We start from the raw sequence: 26,082 nt of genomic DNA on the forward strand, positions 1-26,082 counted from the left end.
GGGCGTTTTGTACTGATCGGGGCCGGCAGATGCAAGCATGTTCGGCGCAAACGGCCGGTTCAGCACGGCAAAAGCTCAGGACGCCATGGTAAGCTCGCCGCCTCTTTTGCTGCCAATACTGACTCACTGTGCCGCACTCAATCGCCCCGCCCGATGCTTGCCAATGGCTGACCCAGAGCCTTCTGAGCCCATTGCCCGCGCCCTTGGCACTCAATTGGCTGTTCGACGAAGGCTCGCTGACACGCCGGCTCACGTGGCTGTCCAACGACGGTTTCAGCGTGACGCCGTTGTTCGAAGGCTGGCAGCCGTTGCGCGAGGATGAATGCGCAGCGCTGGGCCTGGCCCCTGCTAGCATCGGCTGGGTGCGCGAGGTGTATTTGCGCGGGCACGGCCAGCCGTGGGTGTTCGCCCGCAGCGTGGCGGCACGCAGTGCCTTGCAGGGCGACGGCTTGCACATGGACGAGCTGGGCAGCCGTTCGCTGGGCGAGTTGCTGTTCTGCGACCACGCCTTCACCCGCCAGGCCATCGAGGTGTGCCACTACCCAAGGCAATGGCTGCCGCCCGCGGACCAGGCCGACGGCCTGTGGGGGCGCCGCTCGCGCTTTGATCGCGGGCCGCTGAGCGTGCTGGTGGCGGAAATCTTCCTGCCGAGCTTTTGGCATGCACTGCATGACCATCCGGAGAACTGCTGATGTATCAACGTCTGCTCAAGTCCCTGAACCACCTGAACCCCAGGGCCTGGGATTTCATTCAGTTGACCCGCATGGACAAGCCCATCGGCATCTACCTGCTGCTATGGCCAACACTGTGGGCGCTGTGGATCGCCGGTAAAGGCTCGCCTTCTCTTATCAACATCGTGATTTTCGTGCTCGGCGTGGTGCTGACCCGCGCCGGCGGCTGTGTGATCAATGACTGGGCCGACCGCAAGGTCGACGGCCATGTGAAGCGCACCGAGCAACGCCCGCTGGTCAGCGGCAAGATCAGTTCCAAAGAAGCGCTGGTTTTTTTTACGGTGCTGATGGGCATCAGCTTCCTGCTGGTGCTGCTGACCAACGCCACGACCATCCTGCTGTCGCTCGGCGGCTTGGCGCTGGCGGCGAGCTACCCGTTCATGAAGCGCTACACCTATTACCCACAAGTGGTGCTGGGCGCGGCGTTTTCGTGGGGCATGCCGATGGCGTTCACCGCCGAGACCGGCCACCTGCCTGCCACGGCATGGCTGCTGTACATCGCCAATTTGTTGTGGACGGTGGGCTATGACACTTATTACGCGATGACGGACCGCGACGATGACCTGAAGATCGGCGTGAAGTCCACGGCGATCCTGTTCGGCGATGCCGACCGCGTGATCATTCTTACCCTGCAAGGTTTATCGCTGGTCTGCCTGTTGCTGGCAGGCATGCGGTTCGAGCTCGGCGGCTGGTTCCGCCTCGGGTTGCTGGCGGCGGCAGGCTGTTTTGCCTGGGAGTTCTGGTACACCCGGGACAAGGACCGCATGAAATGCTTCAAGGCGTTTTTGCACAACCACTGGGCCGGGTTGGCAATTTTTGTAGGGATTGTGGCGGATTATGGGTTTCGTTGATCCTGTGGCGAGCGGGCTTGCTCGCGAAGACGTCGGCCCAGCAAACATTGATGTTGACTGACCCAGCGCTTTCGCGAGCAAGCCCGCTCCCACAGGGGGTCTGCGCTTAACTGAACGGCATTAGGGCTTGCCCGCTTGCAACGATAAGCTCGCTAGCCGCTAAGCGATCAGGGCTTGGCGACCTTCCAGGCTCCGTCCATTTTGCCGTCGCCGGTCATGTCACCGGCCTTCTTGTCCATAACGAAGGTGTAGAGCGGCTTGCCGCTGTAGGCCCACTGGCTCTTTTCATCGTCACGCGTAATCACGGTCCACTTGCCCATGGGAGTGTCGGTGGATTCAGCCATCAGCGGCGGCCAGTTGGTGGCGCACTTGTCGTTGCACATGGACTTGCCATCGGCGTCCTTGGCAAAGGTGTAGAGCGTCATGCCCTTATGGTCCACTAGCATGCCGTCTTTGGTCATCGCCGGCTCAGCCGCACATACCAGTGTCGGCAGCGTCAACGCGGCCGTTACCAGCAGGGCTTTCCAGGAAAAAGTACTTTGAGTCATCGGAACCTTCCTTTTGTGGTTGTCAGGATTCGGACCCAAAGGGTAGTCCAGAGTGCCAATAATTGCCCAAGCGACTAAATTACTGTCACACGACTGCAATAATTCCGTTATCTAATGCGGCGCAAGACAGTTAAATGACAAGAGGATTTTGAGCATGGTTGGCAGGAGCATTCTGATTGTTGACGACGAAGCGCCCATCCGCGAGATGATCGCCGTTGCGTTGGAAATGGCCGGCTACGACTGCCTGGAGGCGGAGAACTCCCAGCAGGCCCATGCCATTATCGTCGACCGCAAGCCGGACCTGATCCTGCTGGACTGGATGCTGCCCGGCACCTCTGGCATCGAATTGGCCCGTCGCCTCAAGCGTGATGAGCTGACCGGGGACATCCCGATCATCATGCTCACCGCCAAGGGCGAAGAGGACAACAAGATCCAGGGCCTGGAAGTCGGCGCTGATGACTACATCACCAAGCCTTTTTCCCCACGGGAACTGGTCGCGCGCCTCAAAGCCGTACTGCGCCGTGCCGGACCGACTGATGGCGAAGCGCCGATCGAAGTCGACGGCCTGATTCTGGACCCGATCAGCCACCGTGTGACCATCGACGGCAAACCGGCCGAGATGGGCCCGACCGAATACCGCCTGCTGCAGTTTTTTATGACTCATCAGGAACGCGCCTACACCCGTGGCCAACTGTTGGACCAAGTGTGGGGCGGCAACGTGTATGTGGAAGAGCGCACCGTGGATGTGCATATCCGCCGCCTGCGCAAAGCCTTGGGCGATGCCTACGAGAATCTGGTACAAACCGTGCGCGGCACCGGCTACCGCTTTTCCACCAAAGGCTGAGCCAGCCCTCCCTTTCCTTAACAGCTGACAAGGACGCACGTTTAAGTGAACCAGAACTGGCATGGCACCCTGATCCGCCACATGCTGCTGTTGATCACCGGCTGCCTGGTGGTAGGCCTGGTCAGCGGCTATTACGGCTGGAGCCTGGCTGTGGGTATCGGCCTGTACCTGGGCTGGACCCTCAAACAACTGCTGCGTCTGCATGAATGGCTGCGCCAGCACAAACCCGAAGAAGCACCTCCCGACGGCTACGGCCTGTGGGGCGAGGTGTTCGACAGCATCTACCACCTGCAACGCCGCGACCAACGCGTGCGTGGGCGCCTGCAGGCGGTGATCGACCGGGTGCAGGAATCCACCGCCGCGCTCAAAGACGCGGTGATCATGCTCGACAGCGACGGCAACCTGGAATGGTGGAACCGCGCGGCCGAGACTCTGCTGGGCCTCAAGACGCCCCAGGACAGCGGCCAGCCGGTGACCAACCTGGTGCGCCACCCGCGCTTCAAGGAGTACTTCGAACAGGAGAACTACGAAGAAGCCCTGGAAATCCCCTCGCCCACCAACGACCGCGTGCGCATCCAGCTGTACTTGACCCGCTACGGCAACAATGAGCACCTGATGCTGGTGCGCGACGTGACGCGCATCCACCAGTTGGAACAGATGCGCAAAGACTTCGTCGCCAACGTCTCCCACGAGCTGCGCACGCCGTTGACGGTAATCTGCGGCTATCTGGAGACGCTGCTGGACAACGTCGAGGAGATCAACCCGCGCTGGAGCCGTGCCCTGCAGCAGATGCAGCAGCAAGGCTCGCGCATGCAGACCCTGCTCAACGACCTGCTGTTGCTGGCCAAGCTTGAGGCCACCGATTACCCGTCAGACAACCATCCGGTAGCGGTGCAAAGCCTGTTGCAGACCATCAAGAACGACGCCCAGGCGCTTTCCGGCGAGCGCGGGCAGCAGATCACCCTGGAAGCCGACCCGCTGGTGCTGCTCAAAGGCAGCGAGGGCGAGTTGCGCAGCGCGTTTTCCAACCTGGTGTTCAACGCCGTGAAGTACACCCAGGACAAGGGCAATATCCGCATCCGTTGGTGGGCCGACCAGCACGGCGCACACCTGAGCGTGCAGGACTCCGGCATCGGCATCGACGCCAAGCACCTGCCGCGCCTGACCGAGCGCTTCTACCGCGTCGATTCCAGCCGCAACTCCAACACCGGCGGCACCGGGCTCGGCCTGGCCATCGTCAAACACGTGCTGCTGCGCCACCGTGCGCGCCTGGAAATCAGCAGCGTGCTGGGGCAGGGCAGCACGTTTACCTGCCACTTCCCACCCGCGCAGGTGACGCGTTCGCGGGTGATCGGCACAGATGAATAGCCTGAACTAAGTGTGGGAGCTGGCTTGCCTGCGATGGCGGTGGGTCAGCTGAAAATACGCCAACTGACAGTTCGCTATCGCAGGCAAGCCAGCTCCCACATTGGATTTGTATCGTTTCCAGGAATGCATTGCAGGTCCCGCCCGGCAGCGGGCACTAGGCAAGCGCCCCATCAGCCGCTACATTGGCCGACTTGCGCCTGCCTTTCAGGCCTGTCTGTCACCCTTATCGAACACACGGAACCTGCAAAACCCCATCATGGACCCTTCCCCTGGCATCACCCTCGCTACACTCTTCGCCGACTTCGGCATGATTCTTTTTGCACTGATCCTGGTACTGCTCAACGGTTTCTTCGTTGCGGCGGAATTCGCTATGGTCAAACTGCGCGCCACCCGGGTCGAAGCCATCGCCCACAAGAACGGCTGGCGCGGGCAGATCCTGCGCACCGTGCACAGCCAGCTCGACGCTTACCTGTCAGCCTGCCAGCTGGGTATCACCCTCGCCTCCCTGGGCCTGGGTTGGGTCGGTGAGCCGGCTTTTGCGCACATCCTCGAGCCGATGCTGGGCGCCGTAGGCGTCGAGTCGCCGGAAGTGATCAAGGGCGTGTCGTTCTTTGCCGCCTTCTTCGTGATTTCCTACCTGCACATCGTGGTCGGTGAGTTGGCGCCTAAATCCTGGGCCATCCGCAAACCCGAGCTGCTGTCGCTGTGGACCGCGGTGCCGCTGTACCTGTTCTACTGGGCGATGTACCCGGCGATCTACCTGCTCAACGCCAGTGCCAACGCCATCTTGCGTATCGCCGGCCAAGGCGAACCTGGCCCGCACCATGAGCACCATTATAGCCGCGAAGAACTCAAGCTGATCCTGCACTCCAGCCGTGGCCAGGACCCGAGCGACCAAGGCATGCGTGTACTCGCCTCCGCCGTGGAAATGGGCGAGCTGGAAGTGGTGGACTGGGCCAACTCCCGCGAAGACCTGGTCACCCTGGACTTCAACGCCCCGCTCAAAGAAATCCTGGCGCTGTTCCGCCGCCACAAATTCAGCCGTTACCCGGTGTATGACGCCGTGCGTAACGAGTTTGTGGGCCTGCTGCACATCAAGGATTTGCTGCTGGAACTGGCGGCGCTGGACCACATCCCCGAGTCGTTCAACCTGGCCGAACTGACCCGCCCGCTGGAACGCGTATCGCGGCATATGCCGTTGTCGCAGCTGCTGGAGCAGTTCCGCAAAGGCGGCGCGCACTTTGCCCTAGTGGAGGAAGCTGACGGCAAGATCATCGGCTACCTGACCATGGAAGACGTGCTGGAAGTGTTGGTCGGCGATATCCAGGACGAACACCGCAAGGCTGAGCGCGGCATCCTCGCCTACCAGCCGGGCAAACTGCTGGTGCGTGGCGACACGCCGCTGTTCAAAGTGGAACGCCTACTGGGCGTCGACCTGGACCACATCGAAGCCGAAACCCTGGCCGGGCTGATTTACGACACCCTGAAGCGGGTGCCTGAAGAGGAAGAAGTGCTGGAAGTTGAAGGCTTACGGATCATCATCAAGAAGATGAAAGGCCCGAAGATCGTGTTGGCCAAAGTGCTGTTGCTGGATTGACCCTCAATTGCCCAACGCAAAGTTGGGCAATGTGCCAACCGGCTGGTTGAACTCGTAAGGGATCGATACCAGCCCAGCCTCGGTACTGCGCTGCACCACAAAATGCAGATGCGGCCCGCTGCTGTTGCCGGTATTGCCCGACAACGCCAGCGGGCTGCCCACCGCGACACGCTGCCCTGGCGTGACACTCACCGAACCTTGCTTGAGATGCAGGTACACGCCCTCACTGTCGTCATCGTGGCGCACCCGCACGAAATTCCCTGACGCGTCACCGCCGCGTCCTGCCTGGCTATTCTCGATCTTCACCACCATCCCGCTACGCGCCGCAATGATCGGCGTGCCTTCGGGCATGGCGATGTCCATGGCGAAGCGGCTCTTGGCGTCGGTGTGGCTGAAGCTGCCGTTGGGGCCTTGGGTCAAGCGAAACGGGCCTCCGCGCCAGGGCAAAGGATAGCGATAGGCTTGCTGGGGATAACTCGATTTTGGCACGTCCAGCACTGGCCGCCGCACCCGATCGACCCTGCGTTCCTGGATCACAAACGCCTGGGCGCCCGGGGTTTGCCGGTCACTGAAAACCACCACCCCATGAGCATCGGTGGATTTGTAGAAGGTCATGGCCAGGGTCGAGGTGGCGACCGAGGCCAGCCCGCAAAACAGCATTAAGCGCAAAAGCATGGCCTGAACCTTCCGGGATGACTGAACCGCAGGCTTGCAAGGGATCATGACAACTCTAAGTGAGCGTCAGGCGGGCTAATACCGAGCCTTTGCGCCGCATCCTCCTGAGAGAACTCCCAGCGACGGATGGTGTTGCACAGTTCCACCCGTAATTTTGAGCGCAGGCGCATATTGGCGGCTTGCTCAGGAGTATCCCAGACGCAGCTGAAACGTTCGGTGTAGATTTTTGAGTCTGTCATGGGCTTAACCTATGTCCTGCAATCTGGCACGAGCCCGTTCGATATCCCGCCCTTCGGTTTTCTGTGTGGTCTTGCGCAGCGCGTGCAGCACATAGACCGCTTGCGGCCGATTGACCACATAGAACACTCGACACGCTCCTGAGTCCTCAGTGATCCGAATATCACTGACGCCCCTCCCAATGGTTTTCATCGGCTTGCAATCAAAAGGCTGTTCGCCCTGCTGCAAAAGGTCCAACTGAAAAGTGGCGCTTTGTTTCAAGGCATAGCAAAGACTCGTTAACATTGATGCGTTATCGAGAGGCTCTATCGAAACAGATATAAATCAAGCCAGCTAACGGGAATCAGACGGTCGGTCGATTCCCGCAATTGAGGTGATCACGCACCCGGCACAAAGTGCTTCTGCGCCGTGCCACGGGCGATCAGGCGGGAGATGTAATCGAGCTTCTGTGCGTCCTGGTCGATGAACCGGAAGGTCAGTTGCAGCCAGTCGCTGTCGGGCTTGGGCTCGTAGGCGACAATGGCGTGCAGGTAGCCGTTGAGGCGTGCGACTTCGGCGTTGTCGCCTTGCTCAAGGTCCAATACTGCACTTTCCAGTACCTGAGGCAGGACTTCACCGCGACGCACCACCAGCAGCGCTTCCTTGATGCTCAGCGCCTTGATCACGCATTGCTGGGTGCCGCTGGGCAGGCGCAACTGGCCCTGGCCACGACCGCCAGCCGGCGGGGCGGTTGGAGCCGCTTGCACGGACGGGCTGTTGAGCAGGCCTTTGCTTGGCGCCGCCGCTACCGGTGCCGGCTTGACCGCTTCAGGCTTGCCGCCGGTCAGGGCGCTGAGGGAGTCATTGCCGAAGGCCGAGTTCATCTTGGTCGGCGCACTGGCGATCAGCGCGTCGAGGCGGCCGATCTTGTGCAGCGCCTGTTTGACCTTGTTCAGCAACTGTTCGTTGGTGAACGGCTTGCTGACGTAGCCGGAAACCCCGGCCTGAATCGCCTGGACCACGTTTTCCTTGTCGCCACGGCTGGTCACCATCACGAACGGCATGGCTTTGAGATGAGGCTGCTCACGGCACCAGGTCAGCAGTTCAAGGCCGGACATCTCGGGCATTTCCCAGTCGCACAGCACCAGATCGAAGGTCTCGCGCATCAGGATGGTTTGCGCCTTTTTGCCGTTCACCGCGTCTTCAATCTTGATCCCCGGGAAGTAGTTGCGCAGGCACTTCTTCACCAGGTCGCGGATAAACGAGGCGTCATCCACCACCAACACACTGACTTTACTCATCGACCCTTCATCCTATAAAAACTTCGGCACGCAGAACGCCTGACAGGTGGCATTTTGCCAAAACTCGCTGGTCACAGAGGGACTTTATCGCGCCCACTGCGCAAAAAATTCAGATGCCACAAACAAAAACGCCCGACCAAAGGCCGGGCGTTAATTTCTCGGGCAACTTACTTATCGTCAGATTTGCCCGGAACATTAGGAATTTGATCAGCCGTGCCTTCAACTTCGGCCTTCATGCGCTTAAGGCCCATGTGCCGTACGTCGGTGCCGCGCACCAGGTAGATCACCAGTTCCGAGATATTGCGCGCGTGGTCGCCGATACGCTCCAGTGAACGCAGTACCCAGATAATGTTCAAGACCCGCGAGATAGAGCGCGGGTCTTCCATCATGTAGGTGGCCAGCTCGCGTAGTGCGGTCTTGTATTCGCGGTCGATGGTCTTGTCGTACTGAGCCACCGACAACGCCAGTTCGGCGTCGAACCGGGCAAACGCGTCGAGTGCATCGCGCACCATGTTGCGCACCTGGTCGCCGATGTGGCGCACTTCCACGTAACCACGCGGCGCTTCGCCTTCTTCGCACAGCTGGATGGCGCGGCGCGCGATTTTGGTGGCTTCGTCACCGATGCGCTCCAGGTCGATCACCGACTTGGAGATGCTGATGATCAAACGCAGGTCGGACGCCGCCGGCTGACGACGCGCCAGAATGCGCAGGCATTCTTCGTCGATGTTGCGTTCCATCTGGTTGATCTGGTCGTCGATCTCACGCACTTGCTGGGCCAGGCCCGAGTCGGCCTCGATCAGCGCAGTGACGGCGTCGTTGACTTGCTTCTCCACCAGCCCGCCCATCGCCAGGAGGTGGCTGCGCACTTCCTCAAGCTCGGCGTTGAACTGCGCGGAGATGTGATGGGTTAAGCCTTCCTTCGAAATCATGGTTTTGCTCCACAAAAGCTGTATGCCGCAAGCTACAAGCCGCAAGTTGATATGTGTCGTTGCATTGAACTGCTTTTACTTGCCGCTTGAAGCGTGCGGCTCGCAGCTGCTCCAACTAGCCATAACGACCGGTGATGTAGTCTTCGGTCTGCTTCTTCGCCGGATTGGTGAACAGGGTATCGGTGTCGCCGAACTCCACCAGCTTGCCCATGTACATGAACGCGGTGTAGTCGGAAACCCGCGCCGCCTGTTGCATGTTGTGGGTCACGATGACGATGGTGAACTTGGACTTGAGCTCGTAGATCAGCTCTTCGACTTTCAACGTCGAGATCGGGTCGAGTGCCGAGCACGGTTCGTCGAGCAGCAGTACTTCGGGCTCCACGGCGATGGTACGGGCGATCACCAGACGTTGCTGCTGGCCGCCGGACAGGCCGAGTGCCGATTCATGCAGGCGGTCTTTGACCTCGTCCCACAGTGCGGCGCCTTTCAAGGCCCACTCAACCGCTTCGTCGAGGATGCGTTTTTTGTTGATGCCCTGGATGCGCAGGCCGTACACCACGTTTTCGTAGATGGTCTTGGGAAACGGGTTGGGCTTCTGGAACACCATGCCCACGCGACGACGCAGCTCGGCCACGTCTTCGCCTTTGCGATAGATGTTGGTGCCGTAGAGGTTGATCGCGCCTTCTACGCGGCAACCGTCGACCAGGTCGTTCATGCGGTTGAAGGTACGCAGCAGCGTCGACTTACCGCAGCCGGACGGACCAATGAAGGCGGTCACGCGCTGTTTCGGGATGTTCATGCTGACGTCGAACAGCGCCTGCTTTTCACCGTAGTACAGGCTCAGGCCTGGCACTTCGATGGCCACGGTTTCCTGGGCCAGGCTCAGGCTCTGCTTGTCGCGACCCAGGGCCGACATGTTGATGCCGTGGGTGTGGGTTTCGTGTTGCATGGTCTCACTCCGTTCGTAGCTGCCAGCTTCTAGCTGCAAGCTGCAAGATTTGAGCAAAAGCGGCTTGTAGCTTGCCGCTTGTGGCTAATAGCTTTAGCTGTCCAGCGCTTTGTATTTTTCGCGCAGGTGGTTACGGATCCACACCGCCGACAAGTTGAGCGTGGCAATCACCAGCACCAACAGCAAGGCGGTGGCGTACACCAGCGGTCGTGCGGCTTCGACGTTGGGGCTCTGGAAGCCGACGTCATAAATATGGAAGCCCAAGTGCATGATCTTCTGGTCCAGGTGCAGGTACGGGTAGTTGCCGTCCAACGGCAGCGACGGCGCCAGCTTCACTACACCTACCAGCATCAGCGGCGCCACTTCACCGGCGGCGCGGGCCACGGCGAGGATCATGCCGGTCATCATCGCCGGGCTGGCCATCGGCAGCACGATCTTCCACAGCGTTTCCGCCTTGGTCGCGCCGAGCGCCAGCGAGCCTTCACGCACGGTGCGAGGAATTCGCGCCAACCCTTCTTCTGTCGCCACAATCACCACCGGCACCGCCAGCAGCGCCAGGGTCAGCGAGGCCCACAGCAGGCCCGGCGTACCGAAGGTCGGTGCCGGCAGGGCTTCGGCGAAGAACAGGCGGTCAACCGAGCCACCCAGTACATACACGAAGAAGCCCAAGCCGAACACGCCGTAAACAATGGCCGGTACGCCCGCCAAGTTGTTCACCGCGATGCGGATAATCCGGGTCAGGGTGTTCTGCTTGGCGTACTCACGCAGGTACACGGCCGCCAGCACGCCGAACGGGGTCACGATCATCGCCATGATCAGGGTCATCATCACGGTGCCGAAAATCGCCGGGAAGATCCCGCCTTCGGTGTTGGCTTCACGTGGGTCGTCGCTGAGGAATTCCCAGACCTTGCTGAAGTAGAAGCCGATCTTGGTCATCGTGCCCATGGCGTTCGGCTGGTAGGCGTGCACCACTTTGCCGATGCCAATTTCGACTTCTTTGCCATTGCCATCGCGAGCCGTCAGGGCGTCACGGTTGAACTGGGCGTGCAAGTCGGCCAGGCGCGCTTCGATGTCCTGGTAACGGGCGTTCAATTCGGCGCGGCCGCTGTCCATATCCGCTTGAGCGGTGGCATCGAGCTTGCCTTCCAGCTCCAGCTTGCGGCCGTGCAGGCGGATGCGTTCCAGCCCGGCGTTGATCGCGCCGATGTCGGTTTTTTCCAAGCTCTTGAGCTCAGCAGCCAACTTGTTCACACGGTCGACACGGGCTTGCAGCTCTGGCCACGCGGCCTCGCCTTCGGCGATGACCTTGCCGTCCTGCTTGACGTTGACCAGGGTGCCGTAGAAGTTGCCCCACTCACGTCGCTCGATCGCCATCAGGTTCGCAGGCTTGGTCTGGTCCTTGAGCCATTCGCCAACAATCCAGGTGAAGTCATTGCCGTTCAGGTCGCGGTTACCGACCTTGATCAGCTCGCGGGTCATGAATTCCGGGCCTTGGTCGGGCACCGGCAGGCCAGCGCTTTTCAGGCGCTCGCGCGGTACTTCTTCCTTCTGCACCACTTCGCCGATGACGATATGGTTTTCCTGGCCCGGCACGTTGTAGTTGGCCTGGATCAGGTCAGCCGGCCAGAAGTGGCCCAAGCCACGCACCGCAATCACGGCCAGCAAACCAATGGTCATGATGACCGCGATGGACACCGCGCCACCGCTGATCCAGACGCCTGGGGCGCCGCTCTTGAACCATCCATTCAGGGAGTTCTGTTTCACAGACTTCTACCTTTCTTAAAGCGACGAGTATTTCTTGCGCAGACGCTGACGAATCAGCTCGGCGAGGGTGTTCATGATGAAGGTGAACAACAGCAGCACCAGCGCCGAGAGGAACAGCACGCGGTAATGGCTACCACCGACTTCCGACTCGGGCATTTCCACCGCGACGTTGGCCGCCAATGTGCGCAGGCCCTCGAACAGGTTCATCTCCATCACCGGGGTGTTACCGGTGGCCATCAGCACGATCATGGTTTCACCCACTGCGCGGCCCATGCCGATCATCAGCGCCGAGAAAATCCCCGGGCTGGCGGTCAGGATGACAACGCGGGTCATGGTCTGCCATGGCGTGGCGCCCAGGGCCAACGAGCCCAGAGTCAGGCCGCGCGGCACGCTGAACACGGCGTCTTCGGCGATGGAGTAGATGTTCGGGATCACCGCAAAGCCCATGGCCAGGCCGACTACCAGGGCGTTGCGCTGGTCGTAGGTGATGCCCAGGTCGTGGGAGATCCACATGCGCATGTCGCCGCCGAAGAACCAGGTTTCCAGGTATGGGCTCATGTACAGCGAGAGCCAGCCCACAAACAGGATCACCGGGATCAGGATTGCGCTTTCCCAGCCATCGGGAACGCGCAGGCGGATCGACTCAGGTAAGCGGCTGAAGACAAAACCGGCCACCAGGATGCCAATCGGCAACAGCATCAGCAGGCTGAAAATCCCCGGCAGATGCCCTTCGACATACGGCGCCAGGAACAGGCCGGCGAAGAAGCCGAGGATCACCGTCGGCATCGCTTCCATCAGTTCGATCACCGGCTTGACCTTGCGGCGCAGGCTCGGGGCCATGAAGTACGCGGTGTAGATCGCGGCGGCAACGGCCAGGGGTGCGGCCAGCAGCATGGCGTAGAACGCGGCCTTCAATGTACCGAAGGTCAGCGGTGCCAGGCTCATCTTGGGTTCGAAGTCGGTGTTGGCGGCGGTCGATTGCCAGACGTACTTAGGCTCGTCGTAGTTTTCGTACCAGACCTTGCTCCACAACGCGCTCCAGGACACTTCCGGGTGCGGGTTGTCCAACAGCAGCGGTTGCAGCTTGCCGCCGGCTTCGACGATCACGCGGTTGGCGCGTGGCGACAGGCCGAACACACCTTGGCCGTCGACCACCGGGTCCACCAACAGCGTGCGGTGGGCGGTGCTGTGGAACACGCCGAACTTGCCGGACGCGTCGAGGGCGGTGAAGCCTTTACGACGTTCTTCAGCGGTGATTTCCACGATCGGCGTGGTGCCCATCTGGAAGGTGCGGATCTGTTTCAGGTGCTGCTCGCCATCCGGGTCGCGGGCCATGAACCATTGGGCCAGGCCGCCCTTGGAGTTACCGACGATCAGCGAGATACCGCCCACCAGTTGAGTGCTGGCGGTGATTTCGGCATTGCCGTCTTCGAGCAGTTTGTAGCGACCGTTGAGGCTCTTGTCGCGCAGGCTGAATACATCGGCGAGGGCGCGACCGTTGATCACATACAGCCACTGCTGGCGTGGGTCGATGAAGATCGCCTTCACCGGCTCAGTCATTTGCGGCAGCTCGATGCGCTTCTGCTCGCTGGTGACTTCGCCAGTCATCATGTTTTCTTCGCGGCTCAGGGCCAGCACGTTCAGGTGCGAACCGGCGGAGCCTGCCACCACCAGCGAAGAGTCAGTGGCGTTGAGGGCGACGTGTTCCAGCGGGCGGCCGGCATCATCCAGCACGATCGGCGCTTCGCCGTAAGGGTATTCAATTGCCGGCGTAATGGTTTTTTTGCCGTCCGGGTAAGACACCTTATAGGTGTGGCGGAACACCAGGGACTGGCCGTTGGAGAGACCGAGGATCACCAGCGGGCTGCCCGGTTGGTCTTCACCGATGGACGCAACACTGGCGCCTGCCGGCAGCGGCAAGTCGACACGCTTGAGTTCGGCGCCGGTCTCCACATTAAAGAACAGCGCCTGGCCCTTGTCGGAAACCCGCATGGCGACCTGGTTCTGCTCTTCGAGGGAGATCATCAACGGCTTGCCGGCGTCCTGGATCCAGGCGGGCGTCAGCGCGTCTTCCTTGGTCAGCGAGGCACCTTGGAACAAGGGCGCGACGACGTAGGCAAGGAAGAAGAAAATCAGGGTGATGGCACCGAGGACGGCGAGGCCGCCGATCAACACGTACCAACGGGTCAGGCGATCTTTGAGCGCGCGAATGCGGCGCTTGCGTTGCAACTCAGGCGTATTGAAGTCAATGCGCTTGGGGGGAGAAGTCGTCGTCATGGTGGAATTGGCCAGATCATTCATGCGCACACCCTAGCGATCCTGTATGACAGAAAGATGACAATGCAGTGACGCAAGAAATCCGCCGCGTAGCGGAGCTGGCAGCGGACTAAAAAATTAGGGGTGTAGACGGGTAGTCTGGGGGTGGATATGCCCGCGATGGCGTCAATACGGTTTCAACTCTAAACCGCGTCGCCAGCATCGCGGGCAAGCCCGCTCCCACCGAAAAGCATGCGTCTACACCAGGTATTACAGGCTTAGTTACCTTCTTTCAGACCCAGGTCAGCCAGGGCCTTGGCGGCCACTTTGGCTGGCAGTGGGATGTAGCCGTCTTTGACTACAACTTCCTGGCCCTGTTTGGACAGAACCAGCTTCACGAACTCAGCTTCCAGCGGGGCCAGAGGCTTGTTCGGGGCTTTGTTGACGTACACGTAGAGGAAGCGCGACAGCGGGTATTTGCCGTTCAGGGCGTTTTCTTCGGTGTCTTCGATGAAGTCAGTGCTGCCTTTCTTGGCCAGGGCTACTGTCTTCACGCTAGCGGTTTTGTAGCCAATGCCCGAGTAACCGATGCCGTTCAGCGAGGAGCTGATCGACTGCACAACCGAAGCCGAGCCTGGTTGTTCGTTCACGTTTGGCTTGTAGTCGCCTTTGCACAGGGCTTCTTCTTTGAAGTAGCCGTAGGTGCCGGATACCGAGTTACGACCGAACAGCTGAACTGGCTTGTTGGCCAGGTCGCCGGTCACACCCAGGTCGCCCCAGGTTTTCACGTCGGCTTTAGCACCGCACAGGCGAGTCGAGGAGAAGATCGCGTCGACTTGTTCCATGGTCAGGTGCTGGATCGGGTTGTCCTTGTGCACGAACACGGCCAGGGCATCCACAGCTACCGGGATAGCGGTTGGCTTGTAGCCGTACTTCTGCTCGAAGGCAGCCAGTTCGGTGTCCTTCATCTTGCGGCTCATCGGGCCCAGGTTAGAGGTGCCTTCAGTCAGCGCAGGTGGAGCAGTGGCGGAGCCGGCAGCCTGAATCTGGATGTTGACGTTCGGGTATTCCTTTTTATAGGACTCAGCCCACAGGGTCATCAGGTTAGCCAGAGTGTCGGAACCAACGCTGGACAGGTTGCCCGAGACACCGGTGGTCTTGGTGTAAGCCGGCATTGCCGGGTCAACACCAGCGGCTACCGCGTTAGCGGTCGCAACGCCAGCAGCGACAAAAGTCATTGCCGCCATCAAACGTTTCAGTTTCATGCCTTGCTCCTAGCAGATAGGGATAGTTGGATCGGGGCCAAGTATCGGTAGGCCGTGTGAACACTCTATGTCCGGAATGTGACAATTAGATGAAAGGCCAGTATTCGTGAAAAACCTGGCAGGAAGGATAAAGATCAATAGAGCTGGGGCTTGCGAGGAGGTTGGAGCGCTTGAAGCGGTGTTTCAGAAATACGCTGTAATCTATGACCATTCCTACACCTCTGTGTAGGAATGGTCTTCAAGCTGCGGGTTAGCGTCCGCGCTTCCACAGGTACCCACCCACCAACATCCCCATCACGCACAGCACAGCGACATAGTAAGCAGGGCCCATCGGGCTTTCCTTCATCAGCAGCGACACTGCCAGCGGCGTCAAACCACCAAACACGGCGTAGGCGACGTTGTAGGAAAACGACAACCCGCTGAAACGCACCACCGGCGGGAAGGCTTTCACCATCACGTAAGGCACCACGCCGATCACACCAACAAACAGGCCGGTCAGGGTGTACAGCGGGAAGAGCCAGTTCGGGTGGTCAAGAAGGCTGTGGTACAGCGTCCATGACGTCGCCAATAACAACAGGCAACCGCTGACCAGCACACGGCCCGCGCCAAAGCGGTCGGCCAGGGCGCCGGAGGCGATGCAGCCCAGGCTCAGGGTGACGATGGCCATGCTGTTGGCTTGCAACGCAACGGTGGGGCTGAAGTGGTAGACGGTTTGCAGCACGGTTGGCGTCATCAGGATGACCACGACAACACCGGCCGACAGCAACCAGGTCAGCAGCATCGACAGCACGATGGCGCCACGGTGATCGCGCAATACCGCACGCAACGGCAGTTCGGCAGCCAGGGTCTTGCGTTGCTGCATCTCGGCGAAAATCGGCGTTTCATGCAGCCAGCGGCGCAGGTACACAGAGAGCAGGCCGAACACACCACCCAGCAAGAACGGGATACGCCAGGCGTAATCCGACACCTGCTCCGGGCTGTAAAGCGTGTTGATGGCGGTGGCCACCAGCGAGCCCAGCAGGATGCCCGCGGTCAGGCCGCTGGTCAGGGTGCCGCAGGCGTAGCCGATGTGGCGCGGCGGCACGTGTTCGGAGACGAACACCCAGGCGCCCGGTACTTCACCGCCAATCGCCGCGCCCTGAATGACGCGCATCAACAGCAGCAGGATCGGCGCCCACAGGCCGATCTGCGCGTAGGTCGGCAGCAGGCCCATGATCAGGGTCGGCACGGCCATCATGAAGATGCTCAGGGTGAACATTTTCTTGCGGCCCAGCAGGTCGCCGAAGTGCGCCATGATGATGCCGCCCAGCGGGCGTGCCAGGTAGCCGGCTGCGAAGATGCCGAAGGTCTGCATCATGCGCAGCCATTCAGGCATGTCGGCGGGGAAGAACAGTTTTCCGACCACGGTGGCGAAAAACACGAAGATGATGAAGTCGTAAAACTCCAGCGCCCCGCCCAAAGCAGACAGCGACAGAGTTTTGTAGTCGTTGCGGGTCAGCGGGCGCGACGGTTGCGCGCTGCTTGCGGGCACGGAGGACATGGCAAGGCTTCTCTTATAGTAATCAGAACGGCAAGCCCGGGACTTGCGGCAGGTTTGGCAAGATAGCAAATCGCTTGAAAAAGCACAGCGCCTACCGAATAACAGTTCAGAAGGGCGAAATATTCCCCATTCCTGCGCTTTCACCGCAATCAGAAACACAGTTGCGCGAAAAAGCCGCATAACAGCCGCGATTTGCCCACCAAATGAGTATCGGGAGGTCGTCGCGGCGCCGGCGTCTCGATATACTCGGCCCCTGCAAGCGCAAGACCCGCAGTCTTGAGGGGCTGCTGTGCCAAAACGTCGTTGGTGCCATCCAGCCGATTTGGCAGAGTTTCCCTTTAGTACGCCTTACGAGAAACGCATCGAGCGGTGTATGTTGGTGCTGAAACGTTTTTCCAGAAGACGGCTATCCACTTGAACTACCCATGAAGCGTCACGGGTCAGAGGCACCCTCGCATGATCGAACTCGAACAAGAAGATCCAATTCCACAAGGCGATCTCGCCCTGCAAATCACCGCGCTGCCGCGTGAAACCAACGGTTTTGGCGATATCTTCGGCGGTTGGCTGGTCTCACAGATGGACCTGGCCGGCACGGCCATGGCCAGTAAGGTTGCCGGTGGGCGTGTTGCCACCGTGGCGATAGATCGCATGGCGTTCCTGGTGCCGGTAGCCGTCGGCGCGCAACTGTCCTTCTATACCCAGGCCTTGGAAATCGGCCGCAGCTCGATCCAGATGATGGTCGAAGTGTGGAGCGACGACCCGTTGTCCAGCGAATGGCGCAAGGTCACCGAGGCGGTTTTTGTGTTCGTCGCCATCGACGGCAGCGGCCGTACGCGCTCGGTGCCATCGCGCGCACGTTAAACATCGCCGGGTTTTGACGGTCAATTGCCCCATTGCCTGCCATTTGAGAGCACTGCTATGCCTACGCCCCACGTTGAAACCGTGAAAATCGACGCGCTGGACTGCTGGCGCATCCGCCACAACGGCGCCGAAGTGATGGTGGCCCAACAAGGCGCGCACATCTTCAGTTACCAGCGCCAGGGCGAGCAGCCGCTGATCTGGCCTAACCCTGAGGCCGTGTTCAAACAGGGCAAAGGCATTCGTACCGGCGTGCCGGTGTGCTGGCCGTGGTTTGGCGTGTTCGACCGCAACCCGCAGAGCGTCAAGGCGATGCGCCAGAGCGATCAGCCTGCCGGTGCCCACGGTTTTGTGCGCACGGCACTGTGGGAACTGGCCGGGACCGCGTTTGAAGGCGATGCATTGCGCGTCGACCTGGTACTGCCGGTGCCTGCGGGCGGCTTCCCTGCCTGGCCGCATCAGGTCGACCTGAAGCTGAGCCTGCTGCTGGACGAGCAACTGCATATCCGCCTGACCAGCCACAACCGTGGCACCGACACCGTGACCCTCAGCCAGGCGCTGCACACCTATTTCGCCGTGAGCGATGTGCGCAACGTGCAGGTCGAAGGCCTCGACGGGCGGGCGTATATCGACACCGCCGATGGCTGGAGCCACAAACAGCAACCCGGCCTGCTGCACTTCAGTGCCGAGACCGACCGTATTTACCTGGATACCCCGGCGCAGTTGAGCATTGTCGATAAAGACTGGCAGCGCCGCATCCAGCTGACCAGCCAGGGTTCGAACTCGACGGTGGTCTGGAACCCCTGGACCGAACGTGCCAAGGCCTTTGACGACATGGCCGATGATGGCTGGCAGGGCATGCTGTGCATCGAGACGGCGAATGTGCTGGATGATGTGGTGAGCTTGGCGCCGGGTGAAAGCCATACGCTTGGCGTGAGCATCGCCGGTATCGCCCTGTAAACCCAATCAAAAATGTGAGAGCTGGCTTGTGTGGCAGCCGGCGGTTCGGCGCTTCGACTTGCCCGCGATGCAGGCACCTCGGTGCATCAGTGAGACCGAGGCGATGCTATCGCAGGCAAGCCAGCGCCCACACAAGCCTGCCCCCACATAGAGGGGTGTTGTGGGCTTAGAGATCCGATTCCTTCACCACCCGCACCTTCCCCGCATCCAACGCATACGCCGCATCGGCGAGGTCGTTATTGACTTTCTCCACCTTCAAGGTGCCGGTGACCCACAGCGGCGTGTAGATATCATCCAGCTTCAGCCCCTTGGGATAACGCACCAGCACCAACTGGTTAGGCGGCGGTGGCGGCACGTGGATGCAGGCACCCGGGTACGGCACGAGGAAGAACAGCGTGCTGCGGCCCTTGGCATCGGTTTCCAGCGGCACCGGGTAGCCGCCGATACGGATGTTCTTGCCGTTCATGGCGGCCACGGTTTTGGTCGAATACATCACCGCCGGCAAGCCCTTGCTTTGTTTCAAGCCACCGGTGTCGGTGAACGTGCCTTGGGCTTCGGGCGAGTTGTGGTCGATCTCGGGCATGGCTTCGAGAGCTTTCTGGTCCGACAGCGGCATCAGGTCGAGCCAGTCGGTTTCCGGCAGTTCGCCAGCGTGCGCCAGGCCAGAGCCCAGCAAGAGGAGAGTCAACAGAAGACGGCGCATGGAAAGGCTCGACAAATACAGGTGGCGAGCATTCTAGCCCTCTGCGCCTGCGCAGCGCAGAGGGCTTTGTGGCTAAATTATTTTTTTCGCAGCAGACCGTAGATCACCAGCAGCACGATGGCGCCGATCAGCGCGCCGATGAAGCCTGCGCCCTGGCCCGCCTGGTAGATGCCCAGAGCCTGGCCACCGTAAGTGGCGACCAAGGAACCTGCGATACCCAGCAGGATGGTCATGATCCAGCCCATGCTGTCGTCGCCAGGCTTAAGGAAACGCGCGAGCAGACCGACGATCAAGCCGATGAAGATGGTTCCGATGATACCCATGGCATTTCCCTCTGATTGAATGTGAGCCATGCCAAAGCCTAGTCAGGCTTTGGCATCCTGCAATCAGAGAGACGACGGTGACCAATGGTTCCCGACAACCCTTGGCTTATTGCTCGGCGATCAGCGCTTCGACCTTGAGGATTTGCGCTTGCAGCGTCGCGCGGTCCTTGCAGCGCAGGTTGGCATGACCGACCTTGCGCCCGGCTTTGAAAGCCTTGCCGTAGTGGTGCAGGTGGCAGTCATCGATCGCAATCACACGCTCAACCGGCGGCACAACACCGATGAAGTTGAGCATGGCGCTCTCGCCGACCTTGGCCGTGGAGCCCAACGGCAACCCCGCCACCGCCCGCAGGTGGTTTTCGAACTGGCTGCACTCGGCGCCTTCGGTGGTCCAGTGCCCGGAGTTGTGCACGCGCGGGGCGATTTCGTTGGCCTTGAGGCCACCGTCGACTTCAAAGAACTCGAACGCCATCACACCGACGTAATCCAGCTGCTTGAGCACACGGCTGGAATAGTCTTCGGCCAGGGCTTGCAGTGGGTGGTCGGTGCTGGCCACGGACAGCTTGAGGATGCCGCTATCGTGGGTGTTGTGCACCAACGGGTAGAAGCGGGTTTCGCCATCACGGGCACGCACGGCGATCAGCGAGACTTCACCGGTGAACGGCACGAAGCCTTCCAGCAGGCAGGCGACGCTGCCCAATTCGGCAAAGGTACCGACCACATCGGCGGCGGTGCGCAGGACTTTTTGGCCCTTGCCGTCGTAACCCAAGGTGCGGGTTTTCAGCACAGCCGGCAGGCCGATGCTGGCAACGGCAGCGTCCAGGTCAGCCTGGGACTGGATGTCGGCGAAGGCCGGGGTCGGAATGCCCAGGCCCTTGAACATGCTCTTTTCGAACCAGCGGTCGCGAGCGATGCGCAAGGCTTCAGCGCTCGGGTACACCGGTACGAACTGCGACAGGAAGGCCACGGTTTCGGCCGGGACGCTTTCGAATTCGAAAGTCACCAAGTCGACTTCATCGGCCAGTTGGCGCAGATGGTCCGGGTCGCTGTAGTCAGCGCGCAGGTGTTCACCGAGGGCCGCCGCGCAAGCGTCCGGCGCCGGGTCCAGGAAAGCGAAGTTCATCCCCAACGGGGTTCCCGCCAAAGCCAGCATGCGACCCAGTTGGCCGCCACCGATTACACCGATTTTCATCAATCAATAACCTCAGGCGATGCGTGGGTCTGGATTGTCCAGGACGCTGTCTGTCTGCTCAGCACGGAATTTTTTCAGCACCGCGTGGAACTGCGGGTGCTTGGCGCCCAGGATGCTGGCGGACAGCAAAGCCGCGTTGATCGCGCCGGCCTTGCCGATCGCCAAGGTGGCCACTGGAATACCGGCGGGCATCTGCACGATGGACAACAGCGAATCCACACCCGAGAGCATCGACGACTGCACCGGCACACCGAGCACCGGCAGGTGGGTCTTGGCCGCACACATGCCTGGCAGGTGCGCTGCACCGCCGGCACCGGCGATGATCACCTCGATGCCACGGGATTCTGCTTCATCGGCATACTGGAACAGCAAATCCGGGGTGCGGTGGGCAGAGACCACTTTCACTTCATACGGAATGCCGAGTTTTTCCAGCATATCGGCGGTGTGGCTAAGGGTGGACCAATCGGACTTGGAGCCCATGATCACGCCAACCAATGCACTCATCGTCGTGCCTCTTCTCTCTGGGCGCCCGCAGGCGCGTCAAAAAACAACAAGCCACGCGGGAAATCCGGCGTGGCTTGTTGTACGAAATTTGGCCGGTTGGACCGGCCGAAGGCCGCGCAGTATACCGTAATAATTCAGATAAACAGCCCCTGGAATGACCATCTGTCTAGCCGTGCAAACCGGCGGTTTTATTGACTTTCAGGTCAGCGAAAACACCGCCGATAAACCATGGGAACGGGATCAATGTGGGAGCTGGCTTGCCTGCGATAGCATCACCTCAATATGCCTGATGTACCGAGGTGCGCGCATCGCAGGCAAGCCAGCGCCCACACTAACCGCGCTCAACGGGAGGACTCTGCGCCGCCCCACCTTCCAACTTGCGCCACAACAACCGCACGTTCGCCTTACGCACCAACGCGCAGCGATACAGGCGAATCTCCAGCGGCACGTGCCATTGCGGGCCGCCACACACCACCAACTCGCCTCGGGCCAACTCTGCCCGCACACTCAGTTGCGGCACCCAGGCGATGCCCAACCCTTCTAGCGCCATGCTCTTGAGGCTGTCGGCCATGGCGGTCTCATAGATAGTGGTAAACCGCAGGGCGCGCTGACGCAGCAACAGGTTCACCGAGCGCCCGAGAAATGCACCGGCACTGTAGGCCAGCAGCGGCACACTGCCCTCGCCTTCCAGGTCGAACAATGGCTTGCCCTCGGCATCCGCGGCGCACACCGGGAGCATCTCGGTATTGCCCAAGTGCAGCGACGGGAAGATCTCCGGGTCCATCTGCAAGGCCGCGTCGGGGTCGTAGAACGCCAGCATCAAATCGCAGCCGCCTTCGCGCAGGGCGTGCACGGCGTCGCCGACGTTGGTGGCGACCAGCCGTGTGGCGATGTTGAGGCCCTCGTTGCGCAGTTGCGCGATCCAGCGCGGGAAGAAGCCCAGCGCCAGGGAGTGGGCCGCCGCCACTTGCATGACCTCGCCCTGACCGCCTTCCAAGTGATGCAAATGGCGCAGGACTTCACCGAGCTGTTCGACCACCGTGCGCGCGGTGACCAGGAACAGTTGCCCCGCCGCCGTCAGTTCGACTGGCGTGCGCGAGCGGTTGACCAAGGTCAGGCCCAGTGCGGCCTCCAGGCTGCGGATACGTCGGCTGAACGCCGGCTGAGTGACAAAGCGCCGCTCCGCCGCCTGGGAAAAGCTGCGGGTAGCCGCCAAGGCGCTGAAGTCTTCCAGCCATTTGCTCTCAAGGTTCATCACTTCCTCCCACGGGTACGCACCATTTTGGCACACACGCCCGTCATGATAGCTGGGTCACACCTACATTATGCCGTTTGTGCATAGGCCAGTGTTTAACAGCATTGGCCCAAAAACTCCCACAAGCCTAGCATTCGCAGCGTTCCGGCCAGTTCCGGGTCCATATCGAGATGATTTCCGTCATGTCCTCCGCTGCATCATTCCGCACAGAAAAAGACCTGCTTGGCGTACTTGAAGTACCTGCTCAAGCGTATTACGGCATCCAAACCCTGCGAGCGGTGAATAACTTCCGCCTCTCGGGCGTTCCGATTTCGCATTACCCGAAATTGGTGGTCGGCCTGGCAATGGTCAAGCAGGCAGCCGCTGACGCCAACCGCGAGTTGGGCCAGCTCAGCGAAGCCAAGCACGCTGCCATCAGCGAAGCCTGTGCCCGCCTGATCCGCGGCGATTTCCACGAAGAGTTCGTGGTGGACATGATTCAAGGCGGCGCCGGCACTTCAACCAACATGAATGCCAACGAAGTCATCGCCAACATCGCGTTGGAGGCCATGGGCCACAACAAGGGCGAGTACCAGTACCTGCACCCTAACAACGACGTGAACATGGCGCAGTCGACCAACGACGCCTACCCGACCGCGATCCGTTTGGGTCTGCTGCTGGGCCATGACGCGCTGCTGGCCAGCCTCGACAGCCTGATCCAGGCGTTCGCCGCCAAAGGCGTCGAGTTCAGCCACGTGCTGAAAATGGGCCGCACCCAATTGCAAGACGCCGTGCCGATGACCCTCGGCCAGGAATTCCGTGCCTTCGCCACCACCCTTGGTGAAGACTTGGCCCGCCTGAAAACCCTGGCTCCGGAGCTGTTGACCGAAGTTAACCTGGGCGGCACCGCCATCGGCACCGGCATCAACGCCGACCCGCGTTACCAGGCCCTGGCCGTACAGCGCCTGGCCCTGATCAGCGGCCAGCCGCTGGTACCGGCTGCCGACTTGATCGAAGCCACCTCCGACATGGGCGCCTTCGTGCTGTTCTCCGGCATGCTCAAGCGTACTGCGGTGAAGCTGTCGAAGATCTGCAACGACCTGCGCCTGTTGTCCAGCGGCCCACGCACCGGCATCAACGAGATCAACCTGCCGGCACGCCAGCCAGGCAGCTCGATCATGCCCGGCAAGGTCAACCCGGTGATCCCGGAAGCGGTCAACCAAGTCGCGTTCCAAGTTATCGGTAACGACCTGGCCCTGACCATGGCAGCCGAAGGCGGCCAATTGCAGCTGAACGTGATGGAGCCGCTGATCGCTTTCAAGATCTTCGACTCGATCCGCCTGCTGCAACGCGCCATGGACATGCTGCGCGAACACTGCATCGTCGGCATCACCGCCAACGAAGCGCGCTGCCGCGAACTGGTGGAGCACTCCATCGGTCTGGTGACTGCGCTGAACCCGTACATCGGCTATGAAAACGCCACCCGCATCGCCCGTATCGCCCTTGAAAGCGGCCGCGGCGTGCTGGAACTGGTGCGCGAAGAAGGCTTGCTCGACGACGCCATGCTCGACGACATCCTGCGCCCCGAAAACATGATTGCCCCACGTTTGGTCCCGCTGAAGGCCTAACGTTTGTTGCACTGCTCACCAGGATGAGGGACTAGACACCTCTCACCTTTTGAGGGCCTGAAGGCTCGTTCTTCAGGCCCTTTTTTTTGCCTCCAGGTTGTGAAATGACGCGCATAAAAACTCCAATATCGCCCTGCAAACCCTCCTTGCCTGCAACAGCTTGGCTGAAACCTTTAATCGCCCCGTGCAGACGGATCACGCTCGCCTAGGTATAGTGCCGCCCCTCTTCGCGTCTGCGGCCGTCGGTAACGAGGCCCGGATACAGCGCGAAACCGCATGAATAACAACACCCGCAAAAGGATTGGGTCGAAACGTCGTGCACTGCCTGGTGCTGAGCGATGCGTCGAACCGTCCTGCGTTTGCCATTAGAAAAATCAGCGAGGAACACTCCATGCTCGAAGTCATCAACGACTTCCTCTCAGGGAAAGTACTGATCGTGCTCATTGTCGGGCTCGGCGGTTACTTCACGATCCGCTCGCGTTTCGTACAGTTGCGTCACTTTTTCCACATGTTCTCGGTATTTAAAGACAGCCTGAAGAGCAGCGCCGGCCAACTCAGTTCGTTCCAGGCGCTGATGCTCAGCCTGGCCGGCCGCGTGGGTGCCGGTAATATCGCCGGTGTCGGCATTGCCGTGACCCTGGGTGGCCCGGGTGCCGTGTTCTGGATGTGGGTCACCGCACTGGTGGGCATGTCTTCGAGCTTTATCGAATGCTCCCTCGGCCAGCTGTACAAGCGCACTGACGCTGAAGGCACTTACCGTGGCGGCCCGGCCTATTACATTCAGCACGGCCTGCACAAACGCTGGTTGGGCATGGTCATGGCGTTCCTGTTGCTGGTGACCTTCGGTTTCGCCTTCAACGGCCTGCAAGCCCACGCCGTGACGCACTCGCTGAACAACGCCTTCGGCCTCGACACCACCTACACCGGCCTCGCGCTGGCCGTATTGCTGGGCCTGGTGTTCATCGGTGGGATCAAGCGCATCGCCTCGATTGCCGACCTGCTGGTGCCGGTCAAGACCCTGGTCTACATCGCTGTGACCCTGTACGTGATCGTGCTGCAATTCGACCACGTGCCGGCCATGCTCGCGACCATCGTCAAGAGCGCGTTCGGCCTCGACCAAGCCTTCGGTGGCCTGGTAGGCAGCGCGATCATCATGGGCGTGAAGCGCGGCGTGTTCGCCAACGAAGCCGGTTTGGGCAGTGCGCCTAACGTGGCCGCAGTGGCTTCGGTAGAACACCCGATCGCCCAAGGCGTGGTGCAAGCGTTCAGCGTGTTCCTCGACACCTTCGTGATCTGCACCTGCACCGCGCTGCTGATCCTGCTCTCCGGTTTCTACACCCCAGGCTTTGAAGGCGACGGCATTGCCCTGACCCAGAACTCCCTGGCGGCCGTGGTCGGCGACTGGGGCCGGATGTTCATCTCGGTGGCCCTGGCGTTGTTCGTATTCACCTCGATCATGTACAACTACTACTTGGGCGAGAGCAACCTGCGCTTCCTGGTCGGCAACAACCGCAAGGTGTTGATGGGCTACCGCGCACTGGTGCTGGTGCTGATTTTCTGGGGTTCCATCGAGAACCTTGGCACCGTGTTCGCCTTCGCCGACATCACCATGACCATGCTCGCGTTCGTCAACCTGTTCGCCCTGGCGTTCCTGTTCAAGATCGCCATGCGCATCCTGAATGACTACGACAACCAGCGCGCAGCGGGCATCAAGACCCCGGTGTTCGACTCCAGCCAGTTCCCTGACCTGGACCTGGACCGCAAGGCCTGGCCTGCGAACCCGGCGAAGCCTGAGCCTGACGCTCAAGCATCGGCTGAACTCAACGCTCAAGCGCAACGCTAAGCG

At 60.7% G+C, this 26,082-nt stretch carries 24 protein-coding genes and 1 pseudogene; 9 read left to right on the forward strand and 16 right to left on the reverse strand.

From position 1 onward, the window contains the following. The first annotated feature begins 128 nt into the window (after positions 1 to 128). Together ACI77I_RS02270 and ubiA are read left to right on the forward strand one after the other, a co-directional pair. Positions 129 to 692, forward strand: coding sequence for a chorismate lyase (locus ACI77I_RS02270; protein WP_094948981.1), 564 nt, complete (start codon positions 129 to 131; stop codon positions 690 to 692). Further along, positions 692 to 1,582, forward strand: a complete 891-nt coding sequence (ubiA, locus tag ACI77I_RS02275; RefSeq protein ID WP_406996880.1) for a 4-hydroxybenzoate octaprenyltransferase — start codon at positions 692 to 694, stop codon at positions 1,580 to 1,582. Before ACI77I_RS02270 ends, ubiA begins: the two co-directional genes overlap by 1 nt. A 167-nt stretch (positions 1,583 to 1,749) precedes the next feature. Here the strand turns inward: ubiA and ACI77I_RS02280 are convergent, their stop codons facing one another. After that, positions 1,750 to 2,130: a hypothetical protein gene (locus tag ACI77I_RS02280; protein WP_406996881.1), complete on the reverse strand. Its 381-nt coding sequence runs from the start codon at positions 2,128 to 2,130 to the stop codon at positions 1,750 to 1,752. Positions 2,131 to 2,284: 154 nt separating this feature from the next. Between ACI77I_RS02280 and phoB the strand changes: the two genes are divergently transcribed. From phoB to ACI77I_RS02295, 3 genes are all read left to right on the forward strand, one after another. Further along, positions 2,285 to 2,974, forward strand: a complete 690-nt coding sequence (phoB, locus tag ACI77I_RS02285) for a phosphate regulon transcriptional regulator PhoB (RefSeq protein WP_003195617.1) — start codon at positions 2,285 to 2,287, stop codon at positions 2,972 to 2,974. Positions 2,975 to 3,055: 81 nt separating this feature from the next. Further along, a complete protein-coding gene (phoR, locus tag ACI77I_RS02290) occupies positions 3,056 to 4,342 on the forward strand; it encodes a phosphate regulon sensor histidine kinase PhoR (protein ID WP_242156154.1) in 1,287 nt (428 codons plus the stop codon). Positions 4,343 to 4,598: 256 nt separating this feature from the next. Further along, positions 4,599 to 5,939 (forward strand): hemolysin family protein, encoded by a 1,341-nt coding sequence (locus ACI77I_RS02295; protein WP_083356076.1) that lies wholly within the window; start codon positions 4,599 to 4,601, stop codon positions 5,937 to 5,939. Between the two features lie 3 nt (positions 5,940 to 5,942). On the opposite strand, the gene ACI77I_RS02300 is transcribed toward ACI77I_RS02295, so the two are convergent. The 10 genes and pseudogenes from ACI77I_RS02300 to ACI77I_RS02345 form a co-directional block, all read right to left on the reverse strand. Beyond that, complete coding sequence (locus tag ACI77I_RS02300) at positions 5,943 to 6,614, reverse strand: peptidoglycan DD-metalloendopeptidase family protein (RefSeq protein WP_406996882.1); 672 nt, start codon at positions 6,612 to 6,614, stop codon at positions 5,943 to 5,945. Positions 6,615 to 6,658: 44 nt separating this feature from the next. Next, a complete protein-coding gene (locus ACI77I_RS02305) occupies positions 6,659 to 6,853 on the reverse strand; it encodes an XRE family transcriptional regulator (protein ID WP_318654894.1) in 195 nt (64 codons plus the stop codon). Positions 6,854 to 6,857: 4 nt separating this feature from the next. After that, positions 6,858 to 7,109 (reverse strand): annotated as a pseudogene (locus ACI77I_RS02310) (type II toxin-antitoxin system RelE/ParE family toxin); the annotation flags it as partial. A gap of 119 nt (positions 7,110 to 7,228) precedes the next feature. Further along, entirely contained in the window at positions 7,229 to 8,131 is a 903-nt protein-coding gene (locus ACI77I_RS02315) for a response regulator (RefSeq protein WP_094948988.1), read from the reverse strand. A gap of 167 nt (positions 8,132 to 8,298) precedes the next feature. Continuing rightward, complete coding sequence (gene phoU / locus ACI77I_RS02320) at positions 8,299 to 9,060, reverse strand: phosphate signaling complex protein PhoU (protein ID WP_094948989.1); 762 nt, start codon at positions 9,058 to 9,060, stop codon at positions 8,299 to 8,301. A 115-nt stretch (positions 9,061 to 9,175) separates the two neighbouring features. After that, positions 9,176 to 10,009 (reverse strand): phosphate ABC transporter ATP-binding protein PstB, encoded by an 834-nt coding sequence (gene pstB, locus ACI77I_RS02325; RefSeq protein WP_056860879.1) that lies wholly within the window; start codon positions 10,007 to 10,009, stop codon positions 9,176 to 9,178. Positions 10,010 to 10,102: 93 nt separating this feature from the next. Continuing rightward, positions 10,103 to 11,773, reverse strand: a complete 1,671-nt coding sequence (pstA, locus tag ACI77I_RS02330) for a phosphate ABC transporter permease PstA (protein ID WP_094948990.1) — start codon at positions 11,771 to 11,773, stop codon at positions 10,103 to 10,105. A gap of 15 nt (positions 11,774 to 11,788) precedes the next feature. Beyond that, positions 11,789 to 13,822 carry an ABC transporter permease subunit gene (locus tag ACI77I_RS02335; protein ID WP_176462889.1) on the reverse strand — a complete coding sequence of 678 codons (2,034 nt, stop codon included), beginning with the start codon at positions 13,820 to 13,822 and terminating at the stop codon, positions 11,789 to 11,791. Between the two features lie 485 nt (positions 13,823 to 14,307). After that, positions 14,308 to 15,294 carry a phosphate ABC transporter substrate-binding protein PstS gene (locus ACI77I_RS02340; RefSeq protein WP_094948992.1) on the reverse strand — a complete coding sequence of 329 codons (987 nt, stop codon included), beginning with the start codon at positions 15,292 to 15,294 and terminating at the stop codon, positions 14,308 to 14,310. A 250-nt stretch (positions 15,295 to 15,544) separates the two neighbouring features. Next, the gene (locus ACI77I_RS02345) at positions 15,545 to 16,834 is read right to left on the reverse strand and encodes an MFS transporter (protein ID WP_094948993.1); all 1,290 of its coding nucleotides are present in this window, start codon (positions 16,832 to 16,834) and stop codon (positions 15,545 to 15,547) included. A 456-nt stretch (positions 16,835 to 17,290) separates the two neighbouring features. Here ACI77I_RS02345 and ACI77I_RS02350 point away from each other — a divergent pair, with 456 nt between their 5' ends. Together ACI77I_RS02350 and ACI77I_RS02355 are read left to right on the forward strand one after the other, a co-directional pair. Further along, on the forward strand, positions 17,291 to 17,695 hold the full coding sequence (locus ACI77I_RS02350) for an acyl-CoA thioesterase (RefSeq protein ID WP_010566936.1): 405 nt from the start codon (positions 17,291 to 17,293) through the stop codon (positions 17,693 to 17,695). Positions 17,696 to 17,752: 57 nt separating this feature from the next. Beyond that, positions 17,753 to 18,652, forward strand: coding sequence for a D-hexose-6-phosphate mutarotase (locus tag ACI77I_RS02355; protein WP_406996883.1), 900 nt, complete (start codon positions 17,753 to 17,755; stop codon positions 18,650 to 18,652). A 166-nt stretch (positions 18,653 to 18,818) separates the two neighbouring features. Here ACI77I_RS02355 and ACI77I_RS02360 read toward each other — a convergent pair whose 3' ends face one another. The 5 genes from ACI77I_RS02360 to ACI77I_RS02380 all read right to left on the reverse strand — a co-directional run bounded on the left by ACI77I_RS02360 (position 18,819) and on the right by ACI77I_RS02380 (position 22,629). Then, positions 18,819 to 19,355, reverse strand: a complete 537-nt coding sequence (locus tag ACI77I_RS02360) for a DUF3299 domain-containing protein (RefSeq protein WP_094948995.1) — start codon at positions 19,353 to 19,355, stop codon at positions 18,819 to 18,821. Between the two features lie 77 nt (positions 19,356 to 19,432). Next, complete coding sequence (locus tag ACI77I_RS02365; RefSeq protein ID WP_010168336.1) at positions 19,433 to 19,678, reverse strand: GlsB/YeaQ/YmgE family stress response membrane protein; 246 nt, start codon at positions 19,676 to 19,678, stop codon at positions 19,433 to 19,435. A 106-nt stretch (positions 19,679 to 19,784) separates the two neighbouring features. Beyond that, positions 19,785 to 20,870: a 5-(carboxyamino)imidazole ribonucleotide synthase gene (locus ACI77I_RS02370; protein ID WP_406996884.1), complete on the reverse strand. Its 1,086-nt coding sequence runs from the start codon at positions 20,868 to 20,870 to the stop codon at positions 19,785 to 19,787. 12 nt (positions 20,871 to 20,882) lie between these two features. Continuing rightward, positions 20,883 to 21,374, reverse strand: a complete 492-nt coding sequence (purE, locus tag ACI77I_RS02375; protein WP_003195648.1) for a 5-(carboxyamino)imidazole ribonucleotide mutase — start codon at positions 21,372 to 21,374, stop codon at positions 20,883 to 20,885. A 331-nt stretch (positions 21,375 to 21,705) separates the two neighbouring features. Beyond that, entirely contained in the window at positions 21,706 to 22,629 is a 924-nt protein-coding gene (locus ACI77I_RS02380) for a LysR substrate-binding domain-containing protein (RefSeq protein WP_094948996.1), read from the reverse strand. 182 nt (positions 22,630 to 22,811) lie between these two features. Between ACI77I_RS02380 and aspA the strand changes: the two genes are divergently transcribed. Further along, on the forward strand, positions 22,812 to 24,236 hold the full coding sequence (gene aspA, locus ACI77I_RS02385) for an aspartate ammonia-lyase (protein WP_053258714.1): 1,425 nt from the start codon (positions 22,812 to 22,814) through the stop codon (positions 24,234 to 24,236). A 391-nt stretch (positions 24,237 to 24,627) separates the two neighbouring features. Beyond that, complete coding sequence (locus tag ACI77I_RS02390) at positions 24,628 to 26,079, forward strand: alanine/glycine:cation symporter family protein (protein ID WP_406996885.1); 1,452 nt, start codon at positions 24,628 to 24,630, stop codon at positions 26,077 to 26,079. Positions 26,080 to 26,082 lie beyond the last annotated feature (3 nt).

Origin of the sequence: Pseudomonas sp. D47, from assembly GCF_045447305.1 — a bacterium.
In the GTDB taxonomy this organism is placed as follows: Bacteria; Pseudomonadota; Gammaproteobacteria; order Pseudomonadales; family Pseudomonadaceae; genus Aquipseudomonas.

Excerpts from the sequence above, each read along its gene's own strand:
- phoB (WP_003195617.1), top strand. The coding sequence starts at position 2,285 with ATGGTTGGCAGGAGCATTCTGATTGTTGACGACGAAGCGCCCATCCGC.
- ACI77I_RS02300 (WP_406996882.1), bottom strand. The coding sequence starts at position 6,614 with ATGCTTTTGCGCTTAATGCTGTTTTGCGGGCTGGCCTCGGTCGCCACC.
- ACI77I_RS02355 (WP_406996883.1), top strand. The coding sequence starts at position 17,753 with ATGCCTACGCCCCACGTTGAAACCGTGAAAATCGACGCGCTGGACTGC.
- ACI77I_RS02315 (WP_094948988.1), bottom strand. The coding sequence starts at position 8,131 with ATGAGTAAAGTCAGTGTGTTGGTGGTGGATGACGCCTCGTTTATCCGC.
- ACI77I_RS02365 (WP_010168336.1), bottom strand. The coding sequence starts at position 19,678 with ATGGGTATCATCGGAACCATCTTCATCGGCTTGATCGTCGGTCTGCTC.
- purE (WP_003195648.1), bottom strand. The coding sequence starts at position 21,374 with ATGAGTGCATTGGTTGGCGTGATCATGGGCTCCAAGTCCGATTGGTCC.
- ACI77I_RS02380 (WP_094948996.1), bottom strand. The coding sequence starts at position 22,629 with ATGAACCTTGAGAGCAAATGGCTGGAAGACTTCAGCGCCTTGGCGGCT.
- ACI77I_RS02390 (WP_406996885.1), top strand. The coding sequence starts at position 24,628 with ATGCTCGAAGTCATCAACGACTTCCTCTCAGGGAAAGTACTGATCGTG.
- ACI77I_RS02295 (WP_083356076.1), top strand. The coding sequence starts at position 4,599 with ATGGACCCTTCCCCTGGCATCACCCTCGCTACACTCTTCGCCGACTTC.
- ACI77I_RS02305 (WP_318654894.1), bottom strand. The coding sequence starts at position 6,853 with ATGACAGACTCAAAAATCTACACCGAACGTTTCAGCTGCGTCTGGGAT.
- ACI77I_RS02360 (WP_094948995.1), bottom strand. The coding sequence starts at position 19,355 with ATGCGCCGTCTTCTGTTGACTCTCCTCTTGCTGGGCTCTGGCCTGGCG.
- ACI77I_RS02350 (WP_010566936.1), top strand. The coding sequence starts at position 17,291 with ATGATCGAACTCGAACAAGAAGATCCAATTCCACAAGGCGATCTCGCC.
- ACI77I_RS02280 (WP_406996881.1), bottom strand. The coding sequence starts at position 2,130 with ATGACTCAAAGTACTTTTTCCTGGAAAGCCCTGCTGGTAACGGCCGCG.
- ACI77I_RS02340 (WP_094948992.1), bottom strand. The coding sequence starts at position 15,294 with ATGAAACTGAAACGTTTGATGGCGGCAATGACTTTTGTCGCTGCTGGC.
- aspA (WP_053258714.1), top strand. The coding sequence starts at position 22,812 with ATGTCCTCCGCTGCATCATTCCGCACAGAAAAAGACCTGCTTGGCGTA.
- phoU (WP_094948989.1), bottom strand. The coding sequence starts at position 9,060 with ATGATTTCGAAGGAAGGCTTAACCCATCACATCTCCGCGCAGTTCAAC.
- pstB (WP_056860879.1), bottom strand. The coding sequence starts at position 10,009 with ATGCAACACGAAACCCACACCCACGGCATCAACATGTCGGCCCTGGGT.
- phoR (WP_242156154.1), top strand. The coding sequence starts at position 3,056 with ATGCTGCTGTTGATCACCGGCTGCCTGGTGGTAGGCCTGGTCAGCGGC.
- ACI77I_RS02370 (WP_406996884.1), bottom strand. The coding sequence starts at position 20,870 with ATGAAAATCGGTGTAATCGGTGGCGGCCAACTGGGTCGCATGCTGGCT.
- ACI77I_RS02345 (WP_094948993.1), bottom strand. The coding sequence starts at position 16,834 with ATGTCCTCCGTGCCCGCAAGCAGCGCGCAACCGTCGCGCCCGCTGACC.
- ubiA (WP_406996880.1), top strand. The coding sequence starts at position 692 with ATGTATCAACGTCTGCTCAAGTCCCTGAACCACCTGAACCCCAGGGCC.